This is a genomic window from Terriglobus roseus (genome assembly GCF_900102185.1).
GTDB classification, from domain to species: Bacteria; Acidobacteriota; Terriglobia; order Terriglobales; family Acidobacteriaceae; genus Terriglobus; species Terriglobus roseus_A.
On record NZ_LT629690.1, the window covers coordinates 2,713,860 to 2,735,629 of the forward strand.

Annotated in this window: 20 protein-coding genes, 1 tRNA gene and 1 pseudogene; 10 read left to right on the plus strand and 12 right to left on the minus strand. The window is 56.1% G+C overall.

Annotation, left to right across the window (positions count from 1 at the left end; all coding sequences use genetic code 11):
* Positions 1-219 precede the first annotated feature (219 nt).
* Together BLT38_RS11260 and BLT38_RS11265 are read right to left on the minus strand one after the other, a co-directional pair.
* The gene (locus BLT38_RS11260; RefSeq protein WP_083345260.1) at positions 220-1,119 is read right to left on the minus strand and encodes a hypothetical protein; all 900 of its coding nucleotides are present in this window, start codon (positions 1,117-1,119) and stop codon (positions 220-222) included.
* A gap of 375 nt (positions 1,120-1,494) precedes the next feature.
* Positions 1,495-3,726, minus strand: a complete 2,232-nt coding sequence (locus BLT38_RS11265; protein ID WP_083345261.1) for a helix-turn-helix domain-containing protein — start codon at positions 3,724-3,726, stop codon at positions 1,495-1,497.
* A 178-nt stretch (positions 3,727-3,904) separates the two neighbouring features.
* Here BLT38_RS11265 and BLT38_RS11270 point away from each other — a divergent pair, with 178 nt between their 5' ends.
* Together BLT38_RS11270 and BLT38_RS11275 are read left to right on the plus strand one after the other, a co-directional pair.
* Positions 3,905-4,303, plus strand: coding sequence for a hypothetical protein (locus BLT38_RS11270; protein WP_083345262.1), 399 nt, complete (start codon positions 3,905-3,907; stop codon positions 4,301-4,303).
* A 616-nt stretch (positions 4,304-4,919) separates the two neighbouring features.
* Positions 4,920-5,237 (plus strand): annotated as a pseudogene (locus tag BLT38_RS11275) (tyrosine-type recombinase/integrase); the annotation flags it as partial.
* A gap of 46 nt (positions 5,238-5,283) precedes the next feature.
* Here the strand turns inward: BLT38_RS11275 and BLT38_RS11280 are convergent.
* The 5 genes from BLT38_RS11280 to BLT38_RS11300 form a co-directional block, all read right to left on the minus strand.
* Positions 5,284-5,358 (minus strand) — tRNA-Asn (locus BLT38_RS11280).
* Positions 5,359-5,465: 107 nt separating this feature from the next.
* Positions 5,466-6,215, minus strand: coding sequence for a CAP domain-containing protein (locus BLT38_RS11285; protein ID WP_156785104.1), 750 nt, complete (start codon positions 6,213-6,215; stop codon positions 5,466-5,468).
* Positions 6,199-7,161 carry a GDP-L-fucose synthase family protein gene (locus tag BLT38_RS11290; RefSeq protein ID WP_083347053.1) on the minus strand — a complete coding sequence of 321 codons (963 nt, stop codon included), beginning with the start codon at positions 7,159-7,161 and terminating at the stop codon, positions 6,199-6,201. The genes BLT38_RS11285 and BLT38_RS11290 overlap by 17 nt, the downstream gene beginning before the upstream one ends.
* 11 nt (positions 7,162-7,172) lie before the next feature.
* Positions 7,173-8,261 (minus strand): GDP-mannose 4,6-dehydratase, encoded by a 1,089-nt coding sequence (gene gmd, locus BLT38_RS11295; protein ID WP_197674972.1) that lies wholly within the window; start codon positions 8,259-8,261, stop codon positions 7,173-7,175.
* 57 nt (positions 8,262-8,318) lie between these two features.
* Entirely contained in the window at positions 8,319-9,704 is a 1,386-nt protein-coding gene (locus tag BLT38_RS11300) for a glycosyltransferase WbuB (RefSeq protein ID WP_083345266.1), read from the minus strand.
* Between the two features lie 190 nt (positions 9,705-9,894).
* Between BLT38_RS11300 and BLT38_RS11305 the strand changes: the two genes are divergently transcribed.
* Positions 9,895-10,701, plus strand: coding sequence for an ABC transporter permease (locus tag BLT38_RS11305; protein ID WP_083345267.1), 807 nt, complete (start codon positions 9,895-9,897; stop codon positions 10,699-10,701).
* A 167-nt stretch (positions 10,702-10,868) separates the two neighbouring features.
* Here BLT38_RS11305 and thrB read toward each other — a convergent pair whose 3' ends face one another.
* Together thrB and thrC are read right to left on the minus strand one after the other, a co-directional pair.
* Positions 10,869-11,765 carry a homoserine kinase gene (gene thrB / locus BLT38_RS11310; RefSeq protein WP_083345268.1) on the minus strand — a complete coding sequence of 299 codons (897 nt, stop codon included), beginning with the start codon at positions 11,763-11,765 and terminating at the stop codon, positions 10,869-10,871.
* Positions 11,766-11,767: 2 nt separating this feature from the next.
* Entirely contained in the window at positions 11,768-13,117 is a 1,350-nt protein-coding gene (gene thrC, locus BLT38_RS11315; RefSeq protein ID WP_083345269.1) for a threonine synthase, read from the minus strand.
* A 23-nt stretch (positions 13,118-13,140) separates the two neighbouring features.
* On the opposite strand from thrC, the gene modA reads away from it, so the two are divergent.
* A complete protein-coding gene (modA, locus tag BLT38_RS11320; RefSeq protein ID WP_083347054.1) occupies positions 13,141-13,926 on the plus strand; it encodes a molybdate ABC transporter substrate-binding protein in 786 nt (261 codons plus the stop codon).
* A gap of 4 nt (positions 13,927-13,930) precedes the next feature.
* Here the strand turns inward: modA and BLT38_RS11325 are convergent, their stop codons facing one another.
* On the minus strand, positions 13,931-14,659 hold the full coding sequence (locus BLT38_RS11325; RefSeq protein ID WP_083345270.1) for a TIGR03435 family protein: 729 nt from the start codon (positions 14,657-14,659) through the stop codon (positions 13,931-13,933).
* Between the two features lie 59 nt (positions 14,660-14,718).
* Between BLT38_RS11325 and modB the strand changes: the two genes are divergently transcribed.
* Both modB and BLT38_RS11335 read left to right on the plus strand, forming a co-directional pair.
* Positions 14,719-15,387, plus strand: a complete 669-nt coding sequence (modB, locus tag BLT38_RS11330) for a molybdate ABC transporter permease subunit (protein WP_083345271.1) — start codon at positions 14,719-14,721, stop codon at positions 15,385-15,387.
* 31 nt (positions 15,388-15,418) lie between these two features.
* Complete coding sequence (locus BLT38_RS11335) at positions 15,419-16,078, plus strand: ATP-binding cassette domain-containing protein (RefSeq protein ID WP_419865774.1); 660 nt, start codon at positions 15,419-15,421, stop codon at positions 16,076-16,078.
* On the opposite strand, the gene BLT38_RS11340 is transcribed toward BLT38_RS11335, so the two are convergent.
* Together BLT38_RS11340 and BLT38_RS11345 are read right to left on the minus strand one after the other, a co-directional pair.
* A complete protein-coding gene (locus BLT38_RS11340; protein ID WP_083345273.1) occupies positions 16,053-17,078 on the minus strand; it encodes a family 43 glycosylhydrolase in 1,026 nt (341 codons plus the stop codon). The genes BLT38_RS11335 and BLT38_RS11340 overlap by 26 nt on opposite strands.
* Before the next feature lie 47 nt (positions 17,079-17,125).
* Positions 17,126-18,235, minus strand: a complete 1,110-nt coding sequence (locus BLT38_RS11345; RefSeq protein ID WP_331711376.1) for a UDP-N-acetylmuramate dehydrogenase — start codon at positions 18,233-18,235, stop codon at positions 17,126-17,128.
* A 42-nt stretch (positions 18,236-18,277) separates the two neighbouring features.
* On the opposite strand from BLT38_RS11345, the gene BLT38_RS11350 reads away from it, so the two are divergent.
* The 4 genes from BLT38_RS11350 (at position 18,278) to BLT38_RS11365 (ending at position 21,769) form a co-directional block, all read left to right on the plus strand.
* On the plus strand, positions 18,278-18,703 hold the full coding sequence (locus BLT38_RS11350) for a BrxA/BrxB family bacilliredoxin (protein ID WP_083345274.1): 426 nt from the start codon (positions 18,278-18,280) through the stop codon (positions 18,701-18,703).
* 107 nt (positions 18,704-18,810) lie between these two features.
* The gene (locus BLT38_RS11355; RefSeq protein WP_083345275.1) at positions 18,811-19,014 is read left to right on the plus strand and encodes a helix-turn-helix domain-containing protein; all 204 of its coding nucleotides are present in this window, start codon (positions 18,811-18,813) and stop codon (positions 19,012-19,014) included.
* 49 nt (positions 19,015-19,063) lie between these two features.
* The gene (locus tag BLT38_RS11360; protein WP_083345276.1) at positions 19,064-20,863 is read left to right on the plus strand and encodes a DUF885 domain-containing protein; all 1,800 of its coding nucleotides are present in this window, start codon (positions 19,064-19,066) and stop codon (positions 20,861-20,863) included.
* Positions 20,864-20,947: 84 nt separating this feature from the next.
* Positions 20,948-21,769: a sugar phosphate isomerase/epimerase family protein gene (locus tag BLT38_RS11365; protein WP_083345277.1), complete on the plus strand. Its 822-nt coding sequence runs from the start codon at positions 20,948-20,950 to the stop codon at positions 21,767-21,769.
* Position 21,770: the final 1 nt, after the last annotated feature.

Consider the following 21,770-nt stretch of genomic DNA (forward strand, 5'->3'; position numbering starts at 1 on the left):
TCACTCCAAAGCTGCACTCTCCGCCGACGCTGTGACAAATACGACTACGAAGCGGCTAACTTTGAAACTTGCACCAGACCCGCGGCTATCTAAAAGAGCTCCGTGATTGCATTCGCAATTCCCCTCTGAAACCGCTGCGCTGGAGAGTCTCCGGGTGGCAGATACCCGGTCTCACGGTTTGGTACGAAGGCGATTCTTGTATCAGAGGATACGTTGAGTTCAAAATGCGAAGCGCGCGCTCAAGACGACGTTATGGTCATAGCTATGCCAGGACGAGGTCGCGAATTGCATGCCAGCTCCCAACACAAGTCCCGTTCGGCTTTCTGGTTGATTCGGGAAAAACTTGATTCGACCAAGCAGAATTCCTGGAGTGATGAAGTTCTGAAGTCGGCCATCATTCGGCCCACCATGAAAGAAGCTTGCGTTGTCTTCGAGCTCCATGGTGATCAACTTCGCGGCTCGAAATTCAAGCACAGAATTGAAGTGCACTGTCCGCCCCTCTGCGGCCGCCTGCGAGGTGGGCAGCGTTCCGCCCAAAGAACTCAAGACGCTCCATCGGCGACCGAATCCTTTGCCAGCCAGGATCGTTGGGGTCACCGTTGCGTATTTGGCGCCGTTCCTGTGCTGGCCTGTTGGAAACGAAACGCCGAGCTGCGCGCTGACAATGTAGTTGCCCGTCGCTTCTGGTCGTGCCGCGATGCGGTATTTGTAGAGCAAGCCTACATCGCCCCACCCGTCGGATGCGGTCGCACTGTTGCGCTGGAAGTAGGGTGGAGGATAGATGTCCACTTGCATATTCGGCGCCGGGATCAGATTGAATCCCTTGCCTGCACCATAGCTCCACGTTGTCGTGCCTGCAGAAGTCAGCTGACGGGTAAAGTCGGAGCGATACACCTGCGCAATCATTGGAAATGGACTGACCAGCGGCACGGCCCAAGACGGTTGTTTTGCCTGAGTCGCTGTTGCCATGCTCGCCCATGCCTGCCAGAAACGTACGGCTTTGCTCTGTGTTTTGGGAGCTGCCTTGCTTTCGTCCGACACCGCGGTGTCGTCCTCATTACTCTGAGCCCAGAGCGCTGCGGTGGGAGACGCCCACGCCAAGAGACTCAATGCGATCATCGGAACAAGACTTTTGTAGAACAGTACGGCGACCTCCTAATTCTTCTTCTTTGACTATCGAGGTTCTAACCAAGTGAGCCGCTCTTGCTGGAATGATTCGGTGCTCGGTCGGCTCAACTCATAGCATTGGGTCTCAATTATGAACCATGAGGTTCACCCGTACTGGAATGGCTGCGAACGGCATTGCCGCTGAATCCAGAGAAGCGGACATGCCCACACAGTACGACATATTCTCTTCGCTGAAGAGAAACGCGCAAGCCAACCAGAGTTTGGGAACGTGTTGCGAAGGCTTGAACAAGAAAGATCTCCTTTCGTAACGCGATGATTTATGCCGCCCGTAGTACCCGCATCCACTGAAGAGGCAGGCGAATTCGTCTACATCAGGTCCAATCGATAAGTCAGCTTTCCCTCGCCTTCTGATACGAAGCCACACCGCGCGAAGCTATCGAGGACCCCGCTATCACGCGAGAAATCTGAGGTTGAGAGCCATATCACTGCACAATTGTTCTGTGCTTGAACCACATACTCGCCCGCGGACTCGTCTTGGTCATTTGCCGTGGAGACCGTTTTCTTTTCCGGAATAGCTCCAGCGGCTTCTTCTATCAAGTGACGCAGTAGATGGCGATGAATGCCGAGATCTCGTAGATACGGGGCAACGACTAGATTAGTGACCCTCAAGGTTGTTGATTCTTTGCTCTTCGATTTATTTCTGATGTCGGGGGGATAATCGGTTATTTCAGCTTCTATGCAACCTACCGTTTCGCCGAGATTGACCGCGACGTACACACGATTCTTCGCGGGATTAAGATCTTCTTGGCTCTTTGTTAACTTCTCTAACTTTCGTGAGCCCCCAGTGAGTTGTCGTTCACGCTCGATTCCGGTGCGCATCGCCATCAGCAATTCGCCGATATAGTCTCGCGTCTGATTATCTGAGTGAATTGGACGCGGAAACACTCGAATGATTGCGGTGACGCTGTCAACCTCGTCGCCTTCCTGCAAAACTCTTTGCAACGAAGTAACCAATGGCTCGAGTCCCGGCGAAGCATAATCGTTCAACTCGGGAAACTCGATCGTTGAAAGATCGAAATCTAACTCGCCGCTCAGTACGGCTGCGAGACGTTTCCAATCTCCGAAAATGACTGAGCCAACCTCGTCTTCCGTAAGAGTGTCAGTGATGTCGCTCGGATCCTTACCAAGAAGAATCTTGATGCTCAGGAGAACGCTCGTTCGCAACTGACGTCTATCTTCTGCATCGGAAACGACAATCTGGCGCCGTGCGCGGCTGAGTACCAACGCCCAAGGTTGCGTCTCCAATGAGTGGTTCTGTGGCCACCAACGACTTAGTTGGAGCGTGCGTCGTGCGTACAGCCGGGCCTGCTGCCTCTCAAGGTGAGCGACTGTACGCAATGCTCTTGACACCAATACGTCCTCTCGCCCTTTGCCAAGGTCTGCTCCGGCACGAGCCTTTTCGGTGAATTGAGACCGGGGGACCCGACGCAAATCCCCTATGTATACATTCGCGTCATTCTGAAGGCACCTGAGTGCGGACTGATAGAGCACGCGGTACAGTCGCACATAAAGACCTGCAATATACTCCGCATCGTAGAAAAGTCCCATGGAGAGTACCTGGCTGACGTAACGAAACTGCGCATAATCAGTGTGGCGCCGCATTCCAATCGCAAGAGCATAGGAAGGCAGAACCTTTCGTTTCATCGAACCTTGAACCCCACGATCAGTGGAGACCTGCATTACAAGTGCAGCATCTCCACCCATCGCTTCGACAACACTCATGGCCGTAAACTCATCACAAATGACCATCGGGCGTCCCACGTGGTCAGCAAGCGCATCTGCGATCTTCCCAGGATTCAGCGTTCTGACAAGCGTCATGGTTTTTTGGTTAAGAGGATTACGACTGTCTTTCCAATAGTCATCGCCGATCTCTCCTTCGATGGCAATGACGTTAAATTCGCGAGCTGGTGGAACCCACTCGAAAGCCAATTGGGCCCGCGCAATCTGCAAATCGTCCGAGTGTTCTCTTCGCACTACGCCAGCTATCGAGATGGTCACCGGCGTGTGCAGAAATTCGGCATGCCTCATGCGGCGAGCAGAGGCAAGTTGGATAATTAGGTCCGTCTTTCCAGCGCTGAGGAGGTCAAGTCGATGTTTGACGTTAAAGACGTCGCTTTCATCCTCGCCGCTGTCATCCACTATCTCCATCCGAATTCCGGCGAGCCCCAACAGGTGCTGAAGCAACTCCTCCATGAAGAGTTCACTTTCAGTAGAACTGCTGAAAGGGGGATATTCCACCGGACAAATACGGAGCGTTGCTCTAGGATCATCAATCGCGGACTCCAGAGGAGAACGGCTCTCTTGGTGTCTGCTCCACTCCGTCGCAGATAGACGCTTGAACTCCTTCTCAGCGGAGGGGTCGGACTCATTTACAAAAAGAACCCGAGCGAGCGATTCAACGGTTTCTGGTTTGACCGGACGACCCGCCTCGTACTTTCTGAGGGTTGCGGGACTGATGCTCGCCGCGCTGGCGACGGCCTCTATCGTCAAGCTCTGAGATTTTCTTAAGGCTTGTAATTTCCTGCCAAAAGTCTCCATTGCCGACTCCTTGACGCGACTATAGCAGCTAACATTTTTGTCTATTTTTAGACTTTTGGACTTTTTTCACAGTCTTTACATTTTTCTCTTGCACTCGACATTATGGCATGTGTCTACTACGAACTACCGGCCCAGTATTCAAGGGATCAACAGTCATTCCTTCAACCGGAGGTCTGTAATGTCGATTTACTTTTCCGCTGTGTTGCTGCTCATCCGTGCCACGCTGCAGTTCAACGCGGCACTCCACTTCCACACTCTGGCGTATCTGCTTACCGATCAAGAACTTGCGGCATGCACATATGCGACTGCTTTCGTCATCATGTCCATTGTCAATGCACTGGCCCGCAAGAATCTGCTGAAAATCTCGCGGCGCAATCGCATTACGTTGACGGTGGCATTTTTCGTTATGGTTGGTGCTGCGGACATCCTCTTTGCATTTGAGGTCTCGTCCGCGGTTGCAAAGCACGCAATGGCAGTTGGAATCTATCTCCACCACCTGCAGGGAACCTGCTTTGTCGCTACGTTGCTGTTGCTCGTTCTGTTCGAGATCGTTTCCGAAGCGCTCGAGACCGAATAAAGAGATGGCTTAAATTTGCGAACCGCTTTCAAAACCTAACGCTGGGTAGGCTTCTTTCCTTGCGATTGCGAACTTTGGCCAATCAATTCAATACCAGAAAGCTGGCGCGGAGAGTTCGTGTGATGGAAGATTCATCGTCGACCACCAGCACGCGTCGCCGCGCCGCCATTGTTTCGGTAGGCATGATTTCTCCTCGCGCACGGGGATATGTCTTCACCAGTTGCTGTGGCCAGCATTCCCTAGTACGCGTCCGTTCTGGTGATCAGAAGAAAAGCCGCCCCTATATCTGAACCCAGCGCCCATAAGAGTAGAGATCGCTTGTGATCTAACCAAATTGCGTAGAAGTCGGTATTGTGTCCGGGGCCGCGGCAACCAGGTGATTGAAGACATCAATGTGGTGGATGGCGTACGTGCGAATGGTGTGAACAACTGGAACATCAATATTTCGAAGTCAATGCCAATCAGAGACCGATTGACGTTTTGAAATGCGTCTCGAGGCGCTTTTGAAGAACGAGCTATATACACGTGCTGTCTCATGGTTCTCGGGCATGCGATGTAGCCTGTAACTGGCGATGACTTCAGCCACCGTGTCTCCGTTTCGTGGGAGTGGCGCGGAAAGAGCTCATTCCGTGAACCCGATGATTGGATCTTCGCCAGCCCAGTGGAGCTAGCCGGAAACCGTACTCCTATCATGCCGTTTGGCGAGATGGTACGTGCAGTAAAAGAAGCTGGCATCGGTCACGTCAGCACTCACTCCATGCGCCATACTTTTCGCTCATGGCTCGACGCAGTTTGGGCTGAGCCTTCTGCACAGCAAAAGATGATGCGTCATGCGGACATTCGGACGACGATGAACATTTACGGCGACGTGGTCACCCCGGAGGAAAGCTACGCAGCAAAAGCCGTCTCGAGAATGGCTTTTCAACAAACGTAGCGCTACCGTAGCGCACGGATCTAATCGGGTTCGTCTTAAGGAGTTATGGCTCCGCAGGTAGGACTCGAACCTACAACCCTTCGGTTAACAGCCGAATGCTCTGCCATTGAGCTACTGCGGATCAGGATGAACGAGGTGCCGGAGGGCGGGCTCCGGCTCAACTCGCATTCCCTTTATAACAAACAAGAGCGCTGAGGTCAAAGGACTCAACTCCCTCTTTCAGCCTGTTTAGGGATACAACACGACAGCGATGTTGTAAGTGGCAAAACTGGATTTGGTTTTCATGTCGCATGCGCCAACTGCTGCGCTGGAAAATCCACCTTGGGCAATGCGGCTGGTCAACTGCGGCGGTAAGTGGTTCAGATTCGTAGAGGTAAAGCGCATCACGAATGCCGGCCTATCTCCCGCGTATCCGGAAGATTGCCTGCATGTGGCGCGCGCGGCTTCACTGGGCGCCACGCTAGAGGCTCCTGCAGCGGATACAAGCTGGGCCACCTGTGTCTCCTGCTGAAGATAGGAGAGCGGCTGCACGTCGCGTGCGAAGTCTTCCACGCCCCACATCTGTCGTCCGGAGACAACCACGGAAATTCCGATGGAGTTCACCTCCGGATCAAGGATGTTGTCTCGATGACGTGGCGAGTTCATCAGCGCCGTATGCATCTCCAGAATTGAGCTGCTGGTAGCCACGTTTTCCGCAACGCGCGAGAACCGCGATCCGGAAGCAGCAGCGCGCTCTGCCAGTCCTGGCTCACCCTGAAACTGGTGAGAGATCGCCTGTGCAGACCGCATGCGCAACGCATGATCCTGCGCTGCATGAGTCAGGGTTGGATTCCATGTAACTGCCTGCAGACCTGCAGCAGCGCGTTCTTCATTGATAGCCTGAAACAAATACTGTTCTGCAACTGTGTGTTGTGCCGTAGCCACACGGCACAACATCACGAACATCCACAACAGAACGGTTCTAACCCGCCAGCTCACCTCGAACAGCCTCCCACGTACGTCGAATCCCCTCTTCCAGTTCGACGCGGTGCTTCCATCCAAGGCTGTGAATCAGTGAAACATCCATCAGCTTGCGCGGTGTGCCGTCTGGCTTCGAGGGGTCGAAGCGCAACACTCCCTTGAACCCCAAAACGCGCGCAACAGTTTCGGCCAGTTCGCGAATTGTCACGTCCTCGCCAGTGCCAATGTTGATTAACGGCGGTGTGTCTTCGCGCAGCAGCTTTGCATATTCATCCGCAGGCAGGTTCAACAGATACACGCATGCCTCTGCCAGATCGTCAGAATACAGCAGCTCGCGCTTCGGCGTACCGCTACCCCACACTTCCACCGCTTCCGAGCCGTCTTTGATGGCCTGCGCCGTCTTGCGAATCAACGCTGGCAGCACATGCGAATTCTTCAAATCGAAGTTGTCATTCGGCCCATAGAGATTGGTCGGCATAGCGGCTAAATACTTCGTGCCAAACTGCCGGTTGTATGACCAACACATCTCAATTCCCGCGATCTTCGCAAGCGCATACGCACGGTTTGTCGGTTCCAACGGTCCCGTCAACAGGCAGCTTTCGGGCATGGGCTGCGGCGCCATCTTTGGATAAATGCAACTCGATCCCAGGAACAACAGCCGATCGACGCCGGTTGCATAGCAGGCTTCAATCACGCTGTTCTGAATCTTCAGATTGTCGTGAATGAAGTCGGCGGGATAGGTGTTGTTGGCCAGAATGCCACCCACCTTCGCCGCCGCCAGAACCACAAACTTCGGCTTCGTCTCCTGAAAGAAGCTCAGAACGGTATCAGCATCCTGCAGGTCCAGTTCTGCACGTGATCGCGTCAGCACTTGCGTGTAGCCAAGTCGCTCCAGCTCGCGCACAATCGCTGAACCCACCAGACCATGATGCCCTGCAACAAAGATGGGTGCATCCTTCGGCATGTAGGCCATGACTAGGTCTCCCGCACGTTGAAGGGCTTGTAGCCGTGTTCTATCACCAGCGCATCGCGCTTCGCAGCCGAGTAGTCGGCTTCGATCATCTCGCGCACCAACTCATCGAAAGTTGTACGAGGCTCCCATCCCAGTTCACGCTTTGCTTTCGACGGATCACCGAGAAGCGTCTCCACTTCCGTAGGACGGAAGTAGCGCGGATCAACAGCGACAATCGTCTTGCCTGTAGCCTTATCGACAGCCTTCTCATCCACGCCGTTGCCAGACCATTCCAGGTCCATCTCCAGCAACTCAGCGCAACGTTTCACGAAGTCGCGCACGCTGTATTGCACGCCCGTAGCGATCACGAAGTCCTGCGGCTTCTTTTGCTGCAGCATGAGCCACTGCATCTCGATGTAGTCGCGTGCATGTCCCCAGTCGCGCTTAGCGTCCATGTTGCCTAGAAACAGCGTGTCCTGCAGGCCAGCCTTGATACGCGCCATGCCGCGTGTAATCTTGCGCGTTACAAATGTCTCACCACGCATGGGCGACTCATGATTGAACAAGATGCCGTTGCACGCATAGATGCCATAGGCTTCGCGATAATTCACTACGATCCAGTAGCCATACATCTTGGCCACCGCATACGGCGAACGCGGATAAAACGGCGTGGTTTCCTTTTGCGGAATCTCCTGTACCAGGCCGTAGAGTTCGCTGGTGCTGGCTTGATAAAACTTGGTTTTCTTTTCAAGTCCGAGGATTCGGATGGCTTCCAACAGACGCAACACACCAAGCGCGTCTGAATTTGCCGTGTACTCCGGCTCCTCAAACGAAACCGCAACATGTGACTGCGCCGCCAGGTTATAAATCTCGTCGGGTTGCACCTTTTGCACAATGTGGATCAGCGACGACGAATCCGTCATGTCGCCGTAGTGCAGGATGAAGTTGCGATGCTGCTGGTGCGGATCTTCGTAGATGTGATCGATACGTGCCGTATTGAAAAGTGACGTGCGACGCTTGATGCCGTGCACTTCGTAGCCCTTCTTCAGCAGAAACTCTGCGAGATAGGCGCCATCCTGTCCGGTTACACCGGTGATAAGAGCTTTTTTCAACGTCATCCCTTAATTTGCAATGTTTTTCGGTCTCTACGTGGACCATTCTTGTTAAGTCTACTCTGCTGGAATGGGAGGAGCTGGTGGCCGACGGCGACGACGACGGTTCACCAATGCGAAGCGGAACGGAGTCTGCGGCCGTTCAAACGGACGTCCGCGATATTCATTGACGGCGGAACGCAGGTCACGTTCGAACTGTTCCAAAACCTGTTCGCGTCCCAGATTCCGTACTGCATATTGACGCGCGTTTTCACCCATGCGCATCCGTTGCGTTGGATTCGCGGCGAGCATCTGAACAGCGTCCACCATCGCCTCTACATCTTCCGGTGGAACCACCACGCCGCAGGGAGAGCTACCGTCAACACCGCCCGAGATCACCGTTCCAAGCTGCGTATCTGTTGGTGAGGTTGCGATCGTTGCGCGCCCGCTGGATAACATGCCCGTCAGCTTTGACGGCATCACCAGGTCCGCCGCGCCCGCACGCTGCGGCAACAGATGGACGTCAGCACAATTCAGAAGCTCATTCAACGATTCCAGTGGCTGAAGCGGCAGCAAGGTCACGTTCGTCAGTCCGCGCACCATCTCTTCCAACTCAGCGCGAAAGGCTCCCTCACCACATAGAAGGAAATGGATGGACGTATCTTGACTCAACGCCGCAGCAACCTTGGGCAACAACTCAAGTCCTTGCTTGTTGCCCATGTTCCCGCTGTACAGGAACACCGTCTTCCCTTCCAGACCAAGCTCTGAGCGGAAACGGTTGGGTGCATCTGGCGCTTGTGGCTTTACCAGGTCGATATCTACCCAGTTAGGAAACAAAACAATACGTTCCGGTCGAACATCCTTCGTAAGCGAACGTTCCACCATACGCACAGAGATACTGGAAACGCGCTGAAACGCTTTTGAGAATGTCTTCTCCAGCAGCATGGCGAATGTATGGATCGGCCCCTTCTTCGGCAGCATACCCAGATCAAACGCTGCATCCACTTCAAAATCCTGCACATGCAGCCAAGCCGGCGTATGTGCCAGTCGCGATGCCAACAGTGCAAAGGGGGCGCAGAAAAATGTGGGTTCTACGGTCCAGATAATGTCCGGCGCACCCGCGCGGGATGCCATCACTTCACGCATCAGTACAGGGAAAGAACTCAATGCAAAAGAGAACAAGTGACGCACACGCTTGATCCCCGTTACCTTCTCGGGAACGTACAACGGACAGCGGAACACCAGTGGATCTCCGTGACCATCACCAGCCTCGCCGCCGCCCTCGCGGACGTATCCCCGTCCACGGTAGTCGTCTGCAATTTTCCAGGCAGGATAATACGGAGGCGCTGTCACCACTCGCACTCGATGGCCACGCGCAGCCAGCCACGCCGCCATTTCGCCAGTGTATTTTCCGATGCCGGTCAGTTCCGGGGCATAGTTCAGCCCGTAAATCAGGATGTCCAGATGGGGGCTCCTTCACAGCCTGTCAGATGAAGATATCGCCTCTCATCATAGCTTCCGGGCGTGCCCTTCTTCGTCACAGTCTAAGGAATTCTTCCCTTCTGCATCAGGAAAACTTGCGCTAAACCGTTTTCCCTCATGGCTTTCGAATCACCGGGTGACCATACTGCTGGTGCACAAGTACGATAGGTTCATGCGTTCTCCCATCGCCCTGACGGCGCTCGCGTTGCTGCTTCTCTTTGCGATCGCGGCCCTATTAGCGCCTTGGGCTGCGCCGTATGATCCTGCCGGATTACATCTGCAGCAGCGCCTCCTGTCCCCCGGCCACCACTTCCTGCTGGGCACCGACGAACTAGGGCGCGACATCTTTTCGCGCATTCTCTTTGGAGCGCGACTCTCTCTTGCAGTCGCCGTGACTGTTGTCAGTCTCTCGCTTTTACTGGGGCTCATCATCGGATCCATCGCCGGCTACTACGGCGGCTGGCGAGACACCATTCTGAACGTCTACGTAATGAACGCCTTCATGGCCATGCCGGGCATTCTTCTAGCCATCGCCTTCGTCGCCTTCCTTGGCCCTGGCCTCCGCAACGTGATTCTTGCACTTACCCTTTCCGGTTGGGTGAACTACGCGCGACTTGTCCGCGCACAAGTCATGTCTGCACGCGAACGAGAGTTTGTGGAAGCGGCGCGTTCTCTTGGAGCGGGCGATCTCCGCATTCTGCTTCGACACATCCTGCCCAATATCGTGCAGCCGGTCATCGTGCAAGCGGCTATCGGTATGGCAGGCGCGGTTCTTGCAGAAGCCACACTCAGCTTCCTTGGCCTGGGAGTGCCTCCACCAGCCGCAAGCTGGGGTTCTATGCTGAACGACGCGAGGGCGCATCTTTTCGATGCGCCACATATGGTCATTGCCCCAGCAGTCGCCGTAATGCTGTGTGTACTCGCGTTTTCATTCCTTGGGGACGCTCTGCGCGACTGGTCTGATCCGCGTACGCGCTGATCTCGTCACAAACCCTGGCAGAAATAAGAACGCCCGGATCTCATGCGAGATCGACGGGCGTCCGCAGACTAACCCTCCCCCAGGGTTGTCCACGAAATCAAAATTAGCACCTGAATCTATGTTTTGCAGCGCACTAAAGTAACAAAAAAGTAACCATCCGATTTTGGTTACATCAAATCGCGGAATATTTTGGTTTCCACGGCTTCGGCATTCATGCCGTTTTCACTGAGAATCTTCCCGACAGCTTCTTTCGCTGCGTCTTCGGACCCTGATTCAAGGATCAACAGGACCGATGGACCAGCGCCAGATAGAGCAACGCCCAGCACTCCGTGGTTACCCGCCATGGGCTGCAACAGGGGCAGCAGGGGGCACGCTGGCGAACGATAGGGCTGGTGCATCCTGTCCTCCATCGCAAGCGCCAGCAGGTCGCCACGCCCCTGCGCAAAGGCGGCTGTCAGCATCGCTACGCGCTGCACGTTGGCAATCGTGTCGGCCTTGGAATAGCTCTCTGGCAGCATGGCACGCGCCTTTTTCGTGGAAAGCGAGCTATCTGGCATCATCACCAGCAACGGCCAATCCACCGGCGGCTGGATGGACAACGCATCCACCTCACCCTCAGCAGTCATCAGCGACACAGTGAGCCCACCGAGCACACAAGCAGCTACGTTATCGGGATGCCCCTCGCGTAGCGAAGCCTCGGTCAGCACCTTGTGCTTCGACCACCCCAGACCACCAAAGTGCGAAGCGAGCATCACTCCCGCTACCAGAGCTGCAGCCGACGAACCGCAGCCCATGCCCAGCGGGATCTCGTTGTGCAGGTCCAAATGGAGCGGAACCGCTTCGATTCCCTGTCCGTCCAGAACGCTCCGGTAAGTTTCCAGCACCAAAGAATCGTCTACATCCCCGGTTTGGGCGGTATTACGACCTGTTGATGTTATGGAAAAACGATCGGCTTCTCGCGCCTCAATCTCAAGCGCGAAATCCATCGCCAAACCCAGTGCATCGAACCCCGGTCCCAGGTTGGCAGAGGTAGCAGGAAGCCGCAGTTTCAATACATCTGCCATGACTACAGAGAACCCGCCATCTCGGCTTCCAGCGCACGCATGACGGATGACTCGTTTGCATCCAGAACCAGCGGTGGCCTGCGATACGGTGCGGCTTCCGCCACATCCGTTGCCAGTAGATCCTTATGGAAGTCGATGGTGTACTCCGGGTCCTTCAGCGTATGACCGGTCAGCAATAGAACGACCCGCTCACCCGTCTGCACATGGCCCGACTTCAATAGCTTCTTCAAGCCAGCCAAAGTAACCGCTGAAGCTGGCTCGCAGCCAATGCCTTCCGCGCCAATCTGAGCCTTGGCAACCGCAATTTCATTCTCGTCAGCCTGCTCACACCATCCACCCGTCGCCTCAATCACACGAGCGGCCTTACGCCAGCTTGCAGGATTGCCAATGCGAATCGCAGTAGCGCGCGTGTCTGCAGTCACAGGGTGCAGTTGCTTCTCTTCATTCGTGAACCACTGGAACAGAGGATTGGCACCCGCAGCCTGGATCACGCTGATCTTGGGCACACGGTCGATAAAGCCAAGATGCTTCAACTCAGTAAAGCCCTTGCCCAGAGCCGAACCGTTGGCCAGATTGCCACCGGGAACGATTACGTGGTCCGGCACCTGCCAATCCAACTGTTCACAAATCTCAATCGCGGGCGTCTTCTGCCCTTCCAGGCGATACGGATTTACTGAGTTCAGCAGGTAGATAGGGTTCTTGCGGACAATCTCCGTCAGCAACTTTACGCAACCATCAAAATCCGTCTTCAACTGCACAGTAAGCGCGCCGTAGTCCATGGACTGTGACAGCTTGCCCCACGCAATCTTGCCTTCGGGGATGAACACAATCGCACGCAGTCCAGCGCGAGCAGCATACGCGGCCATCGCAGCCGACGTGTTGCCCGTCGATGCGCACGCCACCCACTTGTAGCCGCGCTCCGCAGCGACGGAAAGCGCGGTAGTCATACCGGTGTCCTTGAACGACCCAGTCGGATTCATGCCCTGATGCTTGGTAAGCAGGAAGTCCAGCCCCAGCAGTTTGGACGTGCGGGGCAGGTCGTACAGAGGTGTGTTCCCCTCACGCAGCGTTACTGCGTTGTTTTCGTCCTTCAGAATGGGCAACAGGTCGCGGTAGCGCCATACACCGCTGGCATCAATGGGCAACGTGGAATCGCGACGCTCTGCCCACAGATGGCGAAGTGCCTGCGCGTTCGGGCGGGGTGCGGCGGCATCGCCGCGCGTTTCACTCCACGAATACTCCACCTCGTAGAGTTCGCCAGTAGCCGGGTCGCGGAAATCACTGCTAACCGCATCGGGAGCAATCCGCTCGCCACTTCCAATGCATCGAAGCTGATGTGAGACAAATGACATGGATGACTCTAGGGTATCGCACCATGCATCGACTTCGCTTTTTCGCCGTATGGATCTTCGTTGCCGTCCTCTGCTCCACAACCTGCCTGCGCGCGCAGGACAAGGCTGCTTCGAAAGAAGTGATTGTGGCCGCCGCCGCTGATATGGAACCTGTATTAACTGCTTATTCACCGCTGTTTGAAAAGCAGACAGGGCTGAAACTCAAAATCAGCTACGCGTCCTCCGCCGCGGTGTTGCAACAGATTCAGAACGGCTCGCCCGCTGACATTTTCTTCTCTGCTGACTTCTTTTTCGCGGAACAAGCGGTCGCCTCCGGCCTGACAATGCAGAAGGCGCCAGCGCCCTATGCCAAGGGCATGCTGGGCATATGGACGCGCAATGATTCGCGCATCAAACCGCTCACAATCGATGTTCTATCGCGCAAAGACATTGGCCCCGTGGCTGTGGCCAATCCTGACAGAGCACCCTATGGACGCGCCGCAATCGCTGCTTTGAAGAAATTGAACGTATACGCCAACGTCTCTCCGCACATCGTGCAGGCGGACAGCGTTGCGCAGGCTGGGCAATTCGCTCTCAGCGGCAATGCGGAAGTCGCATTCATCTCACGGACCATGGCCGTCACATCCAAGTACAAAGACGCTGGGCAATTCGTACTGATTCCCTTCGGCCAGTATCCCGAAATCATCCAGACTGCCGTCATTCTGAAGAACGGCGCGAATCATGAAGGCGCACATCTGCTGCTGAATTTCATCCTCAGCGACAAGATTCAATCCGACCTGCAGACCAAGGGATTAGAGCGGGTGAACTAGGTCGTCAGTTCTCCGTCGGCGCGGTCACCTGATCGATGACCATCGTCTGAATGGTGACGTGGCGGCGCGTCATCTTCAATCCCAATTCGCCTTCGAAAGTCATGCGTAGCACCGCCTGCGGATCAGCATGGATCTCCGCAGCCTGGTCCACGTACGGGTGAAAGTCGAAACTGAAATCATATTTGCCTGGTAAGTGTGTTTCATCCACCATGGGCGCGCCCAACGGATCGGAAACATACGTCACAAAATCCTGTATGGTCCAATCCTTTGCGACCATGCCCATCGCTGAGTTCTGGTGCCACGGATCGCCATCCTGAGCGGCGGGCTTCATCTTCTTCAATCCCTGCGGCCCCACCGTCACCACGTAAGCGGAAGTCTCCTTCGTGCCGGGATGGAACTTCAGCCCGAACCGCTCAGCAAGTAGACCTTGAAGCAACTGCCGCATCCGGTCATCGTTCACAGATGCATCGGCCTTCGCCGTGATGTCATAGTGCTGCTTGTCCATGCCATCCATCTCGACAATTTGCGCGCGCTGCACGTGATACGCGTACTTGATGCAAGTGATAAGCGTCACGTCATGCATGCGCAGCGTACCGTGCGAGATCTCCGTCTCGCCGTCGCGCTCAAACTTCACGCTCTGATTGCTGGGCCGAATGGTGGCCACATCAAAGCTCTCCTGCGCCGAAGCACAGGTGCCGAAAAAAAAGAGCGCAATCACCATCAGCCGTGTCATACGCAACTCATACGCAATGCGGAACCTTCTGGTTCCATGAGAACGGTACACTCAAACGCGTGGACACAGCCGACCTGCTCCTGACGCTGGAACTGGCAGCCGTAACAACGGCGGTGCTGTTGCTCCTCGCCATCCCCCTGGCAGGCTGGATCGCCTTCGCCCACACGCGCCTGCGTTATGTCGCAGAAGCAATCGTCGCGCTGCCGCTGATCCTTCCGCCCACGGTGCTTGGCTTTTATCTTCTCGTCGGCCTGGGTCCAACAACAACGATAGGGCGAGCGATCACCAAACTCCTCGGGCATACACTCGCCTTCTCTTTTAGCGGTCTCGTCGTTGGCTCCATCCTCTACAGTCTGCCGTTCGCAGTGCAACCCATCGTCGCCGGTCTGCGAGCTGTTGATCCCACCTATCTTGAAACCGCTGCCACGCTCGGTGCTTCTCCGCGAAGCACCTTCGCGAGAATCGCACTGCCGCTTGCCAAGAGTTCGTTGCTAACCGCCGGGGTCCTCACGTTTACGCACACGGTTGGCGAATTCGGCGTCGTGCTGATGCTGGGTGGAAGCATCCCCGGTCGCACCCGCACGCTCTCAATCGCGCTTTACAACCTGGTAGAAAGCGGCGACTTCACCACCGCCAATACACTCGCGCTCACGCTGCTCGGCTTCTCCACCATCGCGTTGCTCCTACTCTACGCATTGCCGCTATTCCGGAGGCAGCAACGTGCCTGAGACTCCGCAGCTTCAAGTGCAATGCGACGCCATGATCGGATCCCTGCATATCAACGCAGACTTCACAACAACGCATCCATGGACTGTTCTCTTCGGACCATCCGGTTCCGGAAAATCTTCACTGCTGCGCTTCATCGCTGGCTTATGGAAACCACAGGAAAGCCACGTGATTCTTGGCGCAGACAACATCACAACAACACCTGTATACAAACGAAAGATCGCATTGGTAGCACAACAACCGGCGCTCTTCCCGCACATGACCGTGCGCGAGAACATCGCCTTTGGAACCGAAAGCAACCAGGCAGAATCCATCGCTCAAATGTTCGACCTGTTCGCGCTCAACGCTCTCGCGGATGCAAAGCCAGCTACGCTCTCCGGCGGCGAACGTCAGCGAGTCGCCATCGCTCGCGCACTTGCTTCCACACCGCGTCTTCTACTTCTAGATGAAGTCTTCACCGGCATGCACCGTACTCAACGCGACACGCTCATGCAGCAGGTTCGAAGTCACTGCGTTGCGCATAACATCGCCGTACTGGCCGTGACGCACGATCTCCCTGAAGCCCTGGAAGCCGATGAAGTCCTTCGCATCGAATCAGGCCACATTTCGGCGCAAGGCTCTCCTCATGCCGTGCTGTCAGAAGAATGCACAGCATGGATACAAGGCGTCACTTCGTTGAGGGAGAAGCTGTAGCCCCAGAAGAATCCGGGATGACATAAGGCCGTCCCTGCCGCCACCCGATCTCCACCTTTGACAGATGATAGGTTTTGCCACCATCGTCATTACCCTGAAAAAACAGAAACGTGCGATTGCCAACCTGCAACACACCAGGATGGCCTGACTCAGAACTGTTCCAACTTCCCTTCGCTCCATTCGTCAGCAGAGGCTCGTCGCTCAAGCGCGTGAAGTGAATGCCATCATGGCTGCGCGCCACGCCGATCTGTTGGGGCTCGTTATTCCATCCGCCCGCATAAAACAGGTAATAGAAACCATCATGCTCCACCACGGACGGCGCCTCGGTGCAGATGTGTTCCCACGGCAATTCCGGCGTGAGTGTGGGCAAATCCACGCTCACATCCGTCCAGTCGCCGCGCGTAAGCTTTGCATGTCTTGGAGCAGAAGCTGCGCCGATGATCTGTTTATGCATCTGCGGGTCGCGAGTCGCGAAGTACATCATGATGCGATCCGGCATTACCGTCACTTCCGCATCAATGGCACGTCCCACACTCCACGCCATCTTCGTCGGGTGATAGACGGGATTGGCGGCATCCTTCACAAACTGGACACCATCCACTGACGTTGCGTGACAGATGCTGTCCTTCGCTCCCTGCCCGTAGGTTTGGTAGAAGAGATGGACCACTCCGTCAATCACACGTGCGCCCGGCGCAGCAATGCCGTTCTTCTCAACCGCCTGTGTTTGCGGCAGCTCGCCCACCTTTACCCAGTGCAGTAGGTCTTTGCTTTCCGCAATGCCAACACCCCATCCGTTCACTTCCGCCGCATTGGGCGACTGATCCGGCACGCCCCCGGGGATCGAGTAATACATCAGGAAGCGGCCCTTGAACTCAATGACAGATGGGTCTTTCGCGAATGGGTGGTCGAGGCGCGTGCTGTCGGAGTAGTCCATCCGTGACTGCGCGCAGATCGAGATAGACACAACCCACAGAAGAAGGGTAAAAAAGCGAAACTTCATGATGGTGCGGAAGTATATCTAGCGCTGTATCCGAACGTCAGCAAGAGCTACGCAACGTTAACCGGCTCCTGCTCCAACTCAATCCCAAACTTCAGCCGCACTGTCGCGATAATCTGCTCACGCAGCGCAATGATGTCCGCAGCCGTGGCTTCTCCGCGATTGATCACGGCCAGCGTATGCCGCGATGAAATGCCCGCACGTCCCATCGCATAGCCGCGCACAAAGCCTGCCTGTTCCAGCAACCATGCAGCGGGCAGCTTGATCATGCCCTCACCGGCAGGCCAGTGCGGCACAGCATCCACACCAATTCCCGCAGCCTCTGAAACCTTCAGAAGGATTTCTTTTGGCACGATCGGATTGCGAAAGAACGAGCCCGCCGAACGCGAGTTGGGATCACCCGCATCCACCACCATGCCCTTGCCACGGCGAATCACACGCACAGCTTCCGCGACCTCTGCCAACGAAGGCTGAGGCTTCCCCTCAAAGTGCTTGCGCAGGTCAGCGTACTTCAGACACGGCGCACCGCCAGCACGCAGCCGGAAGTCCACACGCGTGACAATGTAGCGACCACGGTCCGTCGTATTGAAACGGCTAGTGCGATACGCAAATCCGCAAGCTTCATTGCTCAGATCGACATACTGTCCCGTGACTGTATCGAAGCAACGAACAGACACAATCGTCTCGCTGACTTCCTGGCCATACGCGCCCACATTCTGCACTGGGGTTCCGCCAACCGTCCCGGGAATTCCCGCCAGACACTCAATGCCCTGCAAACCCGCGTCTACGGTTTGCTGCACGAAATCATCCCAAACAACGCCGGCGCCCACGCGCAGTACATCGCCCTCACGCTCCACGCCGGTGATGGCCATCTGCAGCACCAACCCCGGAAATCCTTCATCGGAAACCAGCAGATTGCTCCCGCCGCCCAGCACAAACAGCGGAAGGGCTTCCTTGCGAGCAAACTCGCTCAGAATCAGTACCTCCCACTCGTTTTGGCAGCGATAGAACCGTGCCGCAGGCCCTCCAACTCCCAGCGTCGTCAATGGCGCAAGTGGGATTTCCTTCTGAATATCAATCTGCATCGGCATCCCTTTGAGGCTACCAGTCCGCGAATCCTGCAGCGCTCCGGCGCATCCAGTTAGAATCAATACAGACACGGCCGCGGACCTTCACCCCGCCTTGGCCCGGAGGAAACACACATGTACCCAGAGATTATGGTGATCCCGATGCGCGAGGAATTGACCCGCGCCGGTATTCAGGAAGCGCGCACCAGCGCGGAAGTCGATCAGGCGCTGGCACAGCCCGGAACCACCATGGTTGTTGTGAACAGCATCTGCGGATGCGCTGCGGGCAAGATGCGCCCCGGCGTTCGTATGGCCATGCAGCACGGCACCACCCCGGATCACAGCATTACCGTATTCGCTGGACAGGACCGCGAAGCCACGGAAAAGGCACGCGGCTACTTCGGCGGCCACCCGCCGACCTCGCCCGCCATCGCCATCCTGCGCGACGGCCAGTTGGTGTACCTGATGCAGCGTTCCGCCATTGAATCGGCCAACGCACCTGCCATTGCGCAGGAGCTGGCACGTGCATTCGATGTGCACTGCGCTAAGGCAACCGCGTAAGTTCCGCAGTACAAAGAAGTTCGAAAACGGGAAGGCTTCGGCCTTCCTGTTTTCTTTTGCCTCACCTTCTTACGCCTGCGGACGATAAGGTAAGTGTGAGCCCGCCGATGTTTCACCCCGTGCCCACGCCTGCCGTTGCGGATCGCGTTGACCTGCGATCGTGGCGGCTCGACCAGGTCGTACGCGGACACGTACTTGCCGTACTGCACCGTTGCGATGGGAACAAGCTGCGAGCGGCCGAGGTGCTCGGCATCAGCCGTTCCACGCTTTACCGCATGTTGGACTCATTCACCGTAATGGTGTCCACCTGAGGACAATCAGGGCCGCAGTGTCAGCGCAGAATCCGCTACACTGCGGCTCATGCGCTTTCTTCTTCCCCTCGCAGCAGCAGCCCTTTCTGTAACCCTGCCCATGCAGTCCATCGCACAGGCTCCGCGCGCCGCAGCCACCAGCGTGGCTGACCGTTCCCGCGCGTTGAACCGCCTGTTTGAGGACTACTGGCAGTGGACGCTGAAGCAGTCGCCGGAAACAGCCACATCTGTCGGCGACACCCGCTACAACGACCGCTGGAGCGACTACAGCGCCGCCGTCTTCAATGCCAATCTGCAGCATGAAGCCGAACTCATCGCACAGCTTGGCGCCATCGACACCAATGGCCTTCCTGAGCAGGAGCAGCTCTCTGCCACGCTCCTAATGAAGCAGTTCATTGACGATCAGGAAGGCGCACGCTTCAAGCCCTGGGAGATGCCGGTAAACCAGTTCGGCGGCCCACAACTCACCTTCCTGCAGATCATCAACATGATGCCCTTCGCCACCGTGAAGGACTATGACGACTACATCGCCCGCCTCAACGCCATCCCTGCCGTCTTCATGCAGGTGCAGGAATCCATGGACGCTGGCGTGCAGGACAGCCGCACGGTGCCCCAGATGCTTATGGAGAAGGCGCAAGCCCAGATCCAGAAGATTGCCGCAGCCAAGCCTGAAGAGAACGCGTTTGCGGGCCCACTGGCCAAGATGCCAGCCTCCATCTCAGCGGCTGACCAGAAGCGCATTCGCAAGGACGCAATGGATGCCATCACGCAGAAGGTTCTGCCCAGCTACGACCGCTTCGGTCGTTACCTGAAGGCGCAGTACATCCCCAAATGCCGCACCACGCTGGGTGCATCGGCGCTGCCTGACGGCAAGGCATATTACGAGTTCCAGATCCGTACCCTTACCACCACCAACCGCACCGCCGACCAGATTCATCAACTCGGCCTGGATGAGGTGAAGCGCGACGAAACCGAAATGCTCGCCATTGCGAAGAAGTTCAACTTCAATGATCTGAAGAGCTTCAACGACCATCTCAAGAACGATCCAAAGCAGCACCCCACTTCTGCAGAGCAGTTGCTGGATGCCTATAAGAAGCCGCTCGCCGCAATGCAGGCGAAGCTACCCGAACTCTTCGGTCGCCTGCCGAAGGCTCCGCTGGAAGTAAAGCCCACGCCTGACTTCCGCGCCGCCAACTCCGCACCGGCTGACTACGAACAGGGCACGCCAGACGGAAAGCGCCCCGGCGTCTTCAACGCCAACACCTACAACTTTGCAGGTCGCACCCTCTTCACCACGGAAGCCATCGCGTATCACGAAGGTATCCCCGGCCATCACCTGCAAATCTCCATCTCGCAGGAGCTAACCGGCATCCCCGAATTCCGCAAGGAAGGCGGCTACACCGCATACCAGGAAGGCTGGGGCCTCTACGCTGAACATCTGGGCAAGGACGCAGGCTTCTATCAGGACCCGCTTAGCGACTATGGTCGCCTGCAGGCTGACATCTGGCGCGCCATTCGTCTCGTTGTGGATACCGGCGTACACAGCAAGGGCTGGACACGTCAGCAGATGGTGGATTACTTCCACGAACACTCCGCTGTGGATGAACCATCGGTACAGGCTGAAGTTGACCGCTACATCGCATGGCCCGCACAGGCCCTCGCTTACAAGAGCGGCCAATTGAAGATTCTGGAACTGCGCGAACGTGCGAAACAGAAGTTGGGCGCAAAGTTCGACATCCGCAACTTCCACGATGAAGTCCTCGACTCTGGTGCGCTACCGCTCGACATTCTTGAGAAGCGTGTAGACACATGGATTGCAGCAGGCGGCCCACCGCAGCCCAAATCGTAGCTCCTATCGCAATTCCGCACTCCATCGAGTTCTCGAGGAGTGCGGAATTCTATTTAGTGGATGAATTAGGCAAGGACAGCCAACATGAAGCTCGGCATCATCAACAGCGCATTCAATCAAGTGGGCATGGACACGGTGACGGGTCTGGAGCACATCGCGCGCATTGGCTTCGATTGTGTCGACATCTTCACTGAAGCTATGACCATAACGCCGGAAGAGAGGCGTTCAATTGCTGATACGTGCGAACGCCGCGACCTGCCGATTGTCTCGCTGCCGGTCGTCGCGACGGGCTTGATTGACTTCAACGATCCCGTGCGCGAATTCCATGTAGAACGCTGTAAGAAGTTTCTGCAGCTTGCCTCAGATTTTCAGGCGAAAAATATCGTTCTGGTATTGGGCGAATACATCTGGCAGCGCGAGGTAATTCCGCCAGAAGACCAATGGCGATGGGCCATTGAGACATGCCGAATATTGGGTGACGATGCTGGAGCGAAGGGCTTGGATATCGCGCTAGAGCTTGAGCCTTTTCGATTGAGCCTGCTTAACAACGTAAGCGAAATGGCGCGGTTTCTTAGCGAATGTAATCATCCGCACGTTCGCGCCAATATCGACATTAGCCATCTTGTTCTTTCAGACTGCGGACCGGATTCGCTTTCCCAACTACAAGGAAAAGCGGTTCACGTTCACATCAGCGATTGCGACGGCAAGGTACACGGGGATCTGCCTCCGGGGCGCGGCGTGGTGAAGTTTCACCCCTATCTGCAAGCCATCAAGGAACAGGCGATCGATGGTGCGGTATCCATTGAGCTGGAGTACGCTCCCGATCCCGCCAACATTGTTGCCTGGGTGGAAGAAGCGTATCGCGAAACAGATCGCCTGATGCGATTGTGCGACCTGCGCTCCTAAC

Bases quoted from the DNA above. Each gene is read 5' to 3' on its own strand.
- BLT38_RS11260 (WP_083345260.1), bottom strand. From the start codon at position 1,119: ATGATCGCATTGAGTCTCTTGGCGTGGGCGTCTCCCACCGCAGCGCTC.
- BLT38_RS11265 (WP_083345261.1), bottom strand. From the start codon at position 3,726: ATGGAGACTTTTGGCAGGAAATTACAAGCCTTAAGAAAATCTCAGAGC.
- BLT38_RS11270 (WP_083345262.1), top strand. From the start codon at position 3,905: ATGTCGATTTACTTTTCCGCTGTGTTGCTGCTCATCCGTGCCACGCTG.
- BLT38_RS11290 (WP_083347053.1), bottom strand. From the start codon at position 7,161: ATGCCGAAGGATGCACCCATCTTTGTTGCAGGGCATCATGGTCTGGTG.
- BLT38_RS11305 (WP_083345267.1), top strand. From the start codon at position 9,895: ATGCGTTCTCCCATCGCCCTGACGGCGCTCGCGTTGCTGCTTCTCTTT.
- thrB (WP_083345268.1), bottom strand. From the start codon at position 11,765: ATGGCAGATGTATTGAAACTGCGGCTTCCTGCTACCTCTGCCAACCTG.
- thrC (WP_083345269.1), bottom strand. From the start codon at position 13,117: ATGTCATTTGTCTCACATCAGCTTCGATGCATTGGAAGTGGCGAGCGG.
- modA (WP_083347054.1), top strand. From the start codon at position 13,141: ATGCATCGACTTCGCTTTTTCGCCGTATGGATCTTCGTTGCCGTCCTC.
- BLT38_RS11325 (WP_083345270.1), bottom strand. From the start codon at position 14,659: ATGACACGGCTGATGGTGATTGCGCTCTTTTTTTTCGGCACCTGTGCT.
- BLT38_RS11335 (WP_419865774.1), top strand. From the start codon at position 15,419: ATGATCGGATCCCTGCATATCAACGCAGACTTCACAACAACGCATCCA.
- BLT38_RS11340 (WP_083345273.1), bottom strand. From the start codon at position 17,078: ATGAAGTTTCGCTTTTTTACCCTTCTTCTGTGGGTTGTGTCTATCTCG.
- BLT38_RS11350 (WP_083345274.1), top strand. From the start codon at position 18,278: ATGTACCCAGAGATTATGGTGATCCCGATGCGCGAGGAATTGACCCGC.
- BLT38_RS11355 (WP_083345275.1), top strand. From the start codon at position 18,811: ATGTTTCACCCCGTGCCCACGCCTGCCGTTGCGGATCGCGTTGACCTG.
- BLT38_RS11360 (WP_083345276.1), top strand. From the start codon at position 19,064: ATGCGCTTTCTTCTTCCCCTCGCAGCAGCAGCCCTTTCTGTAACCCTG.
- BLT38_RS11365 (WP_083345277.1), top strand. From the start codon at position 20,948: ATGAAGCTCGGCATCATCAACAGCGCATTCAATCAAGTGGGCATGGAC.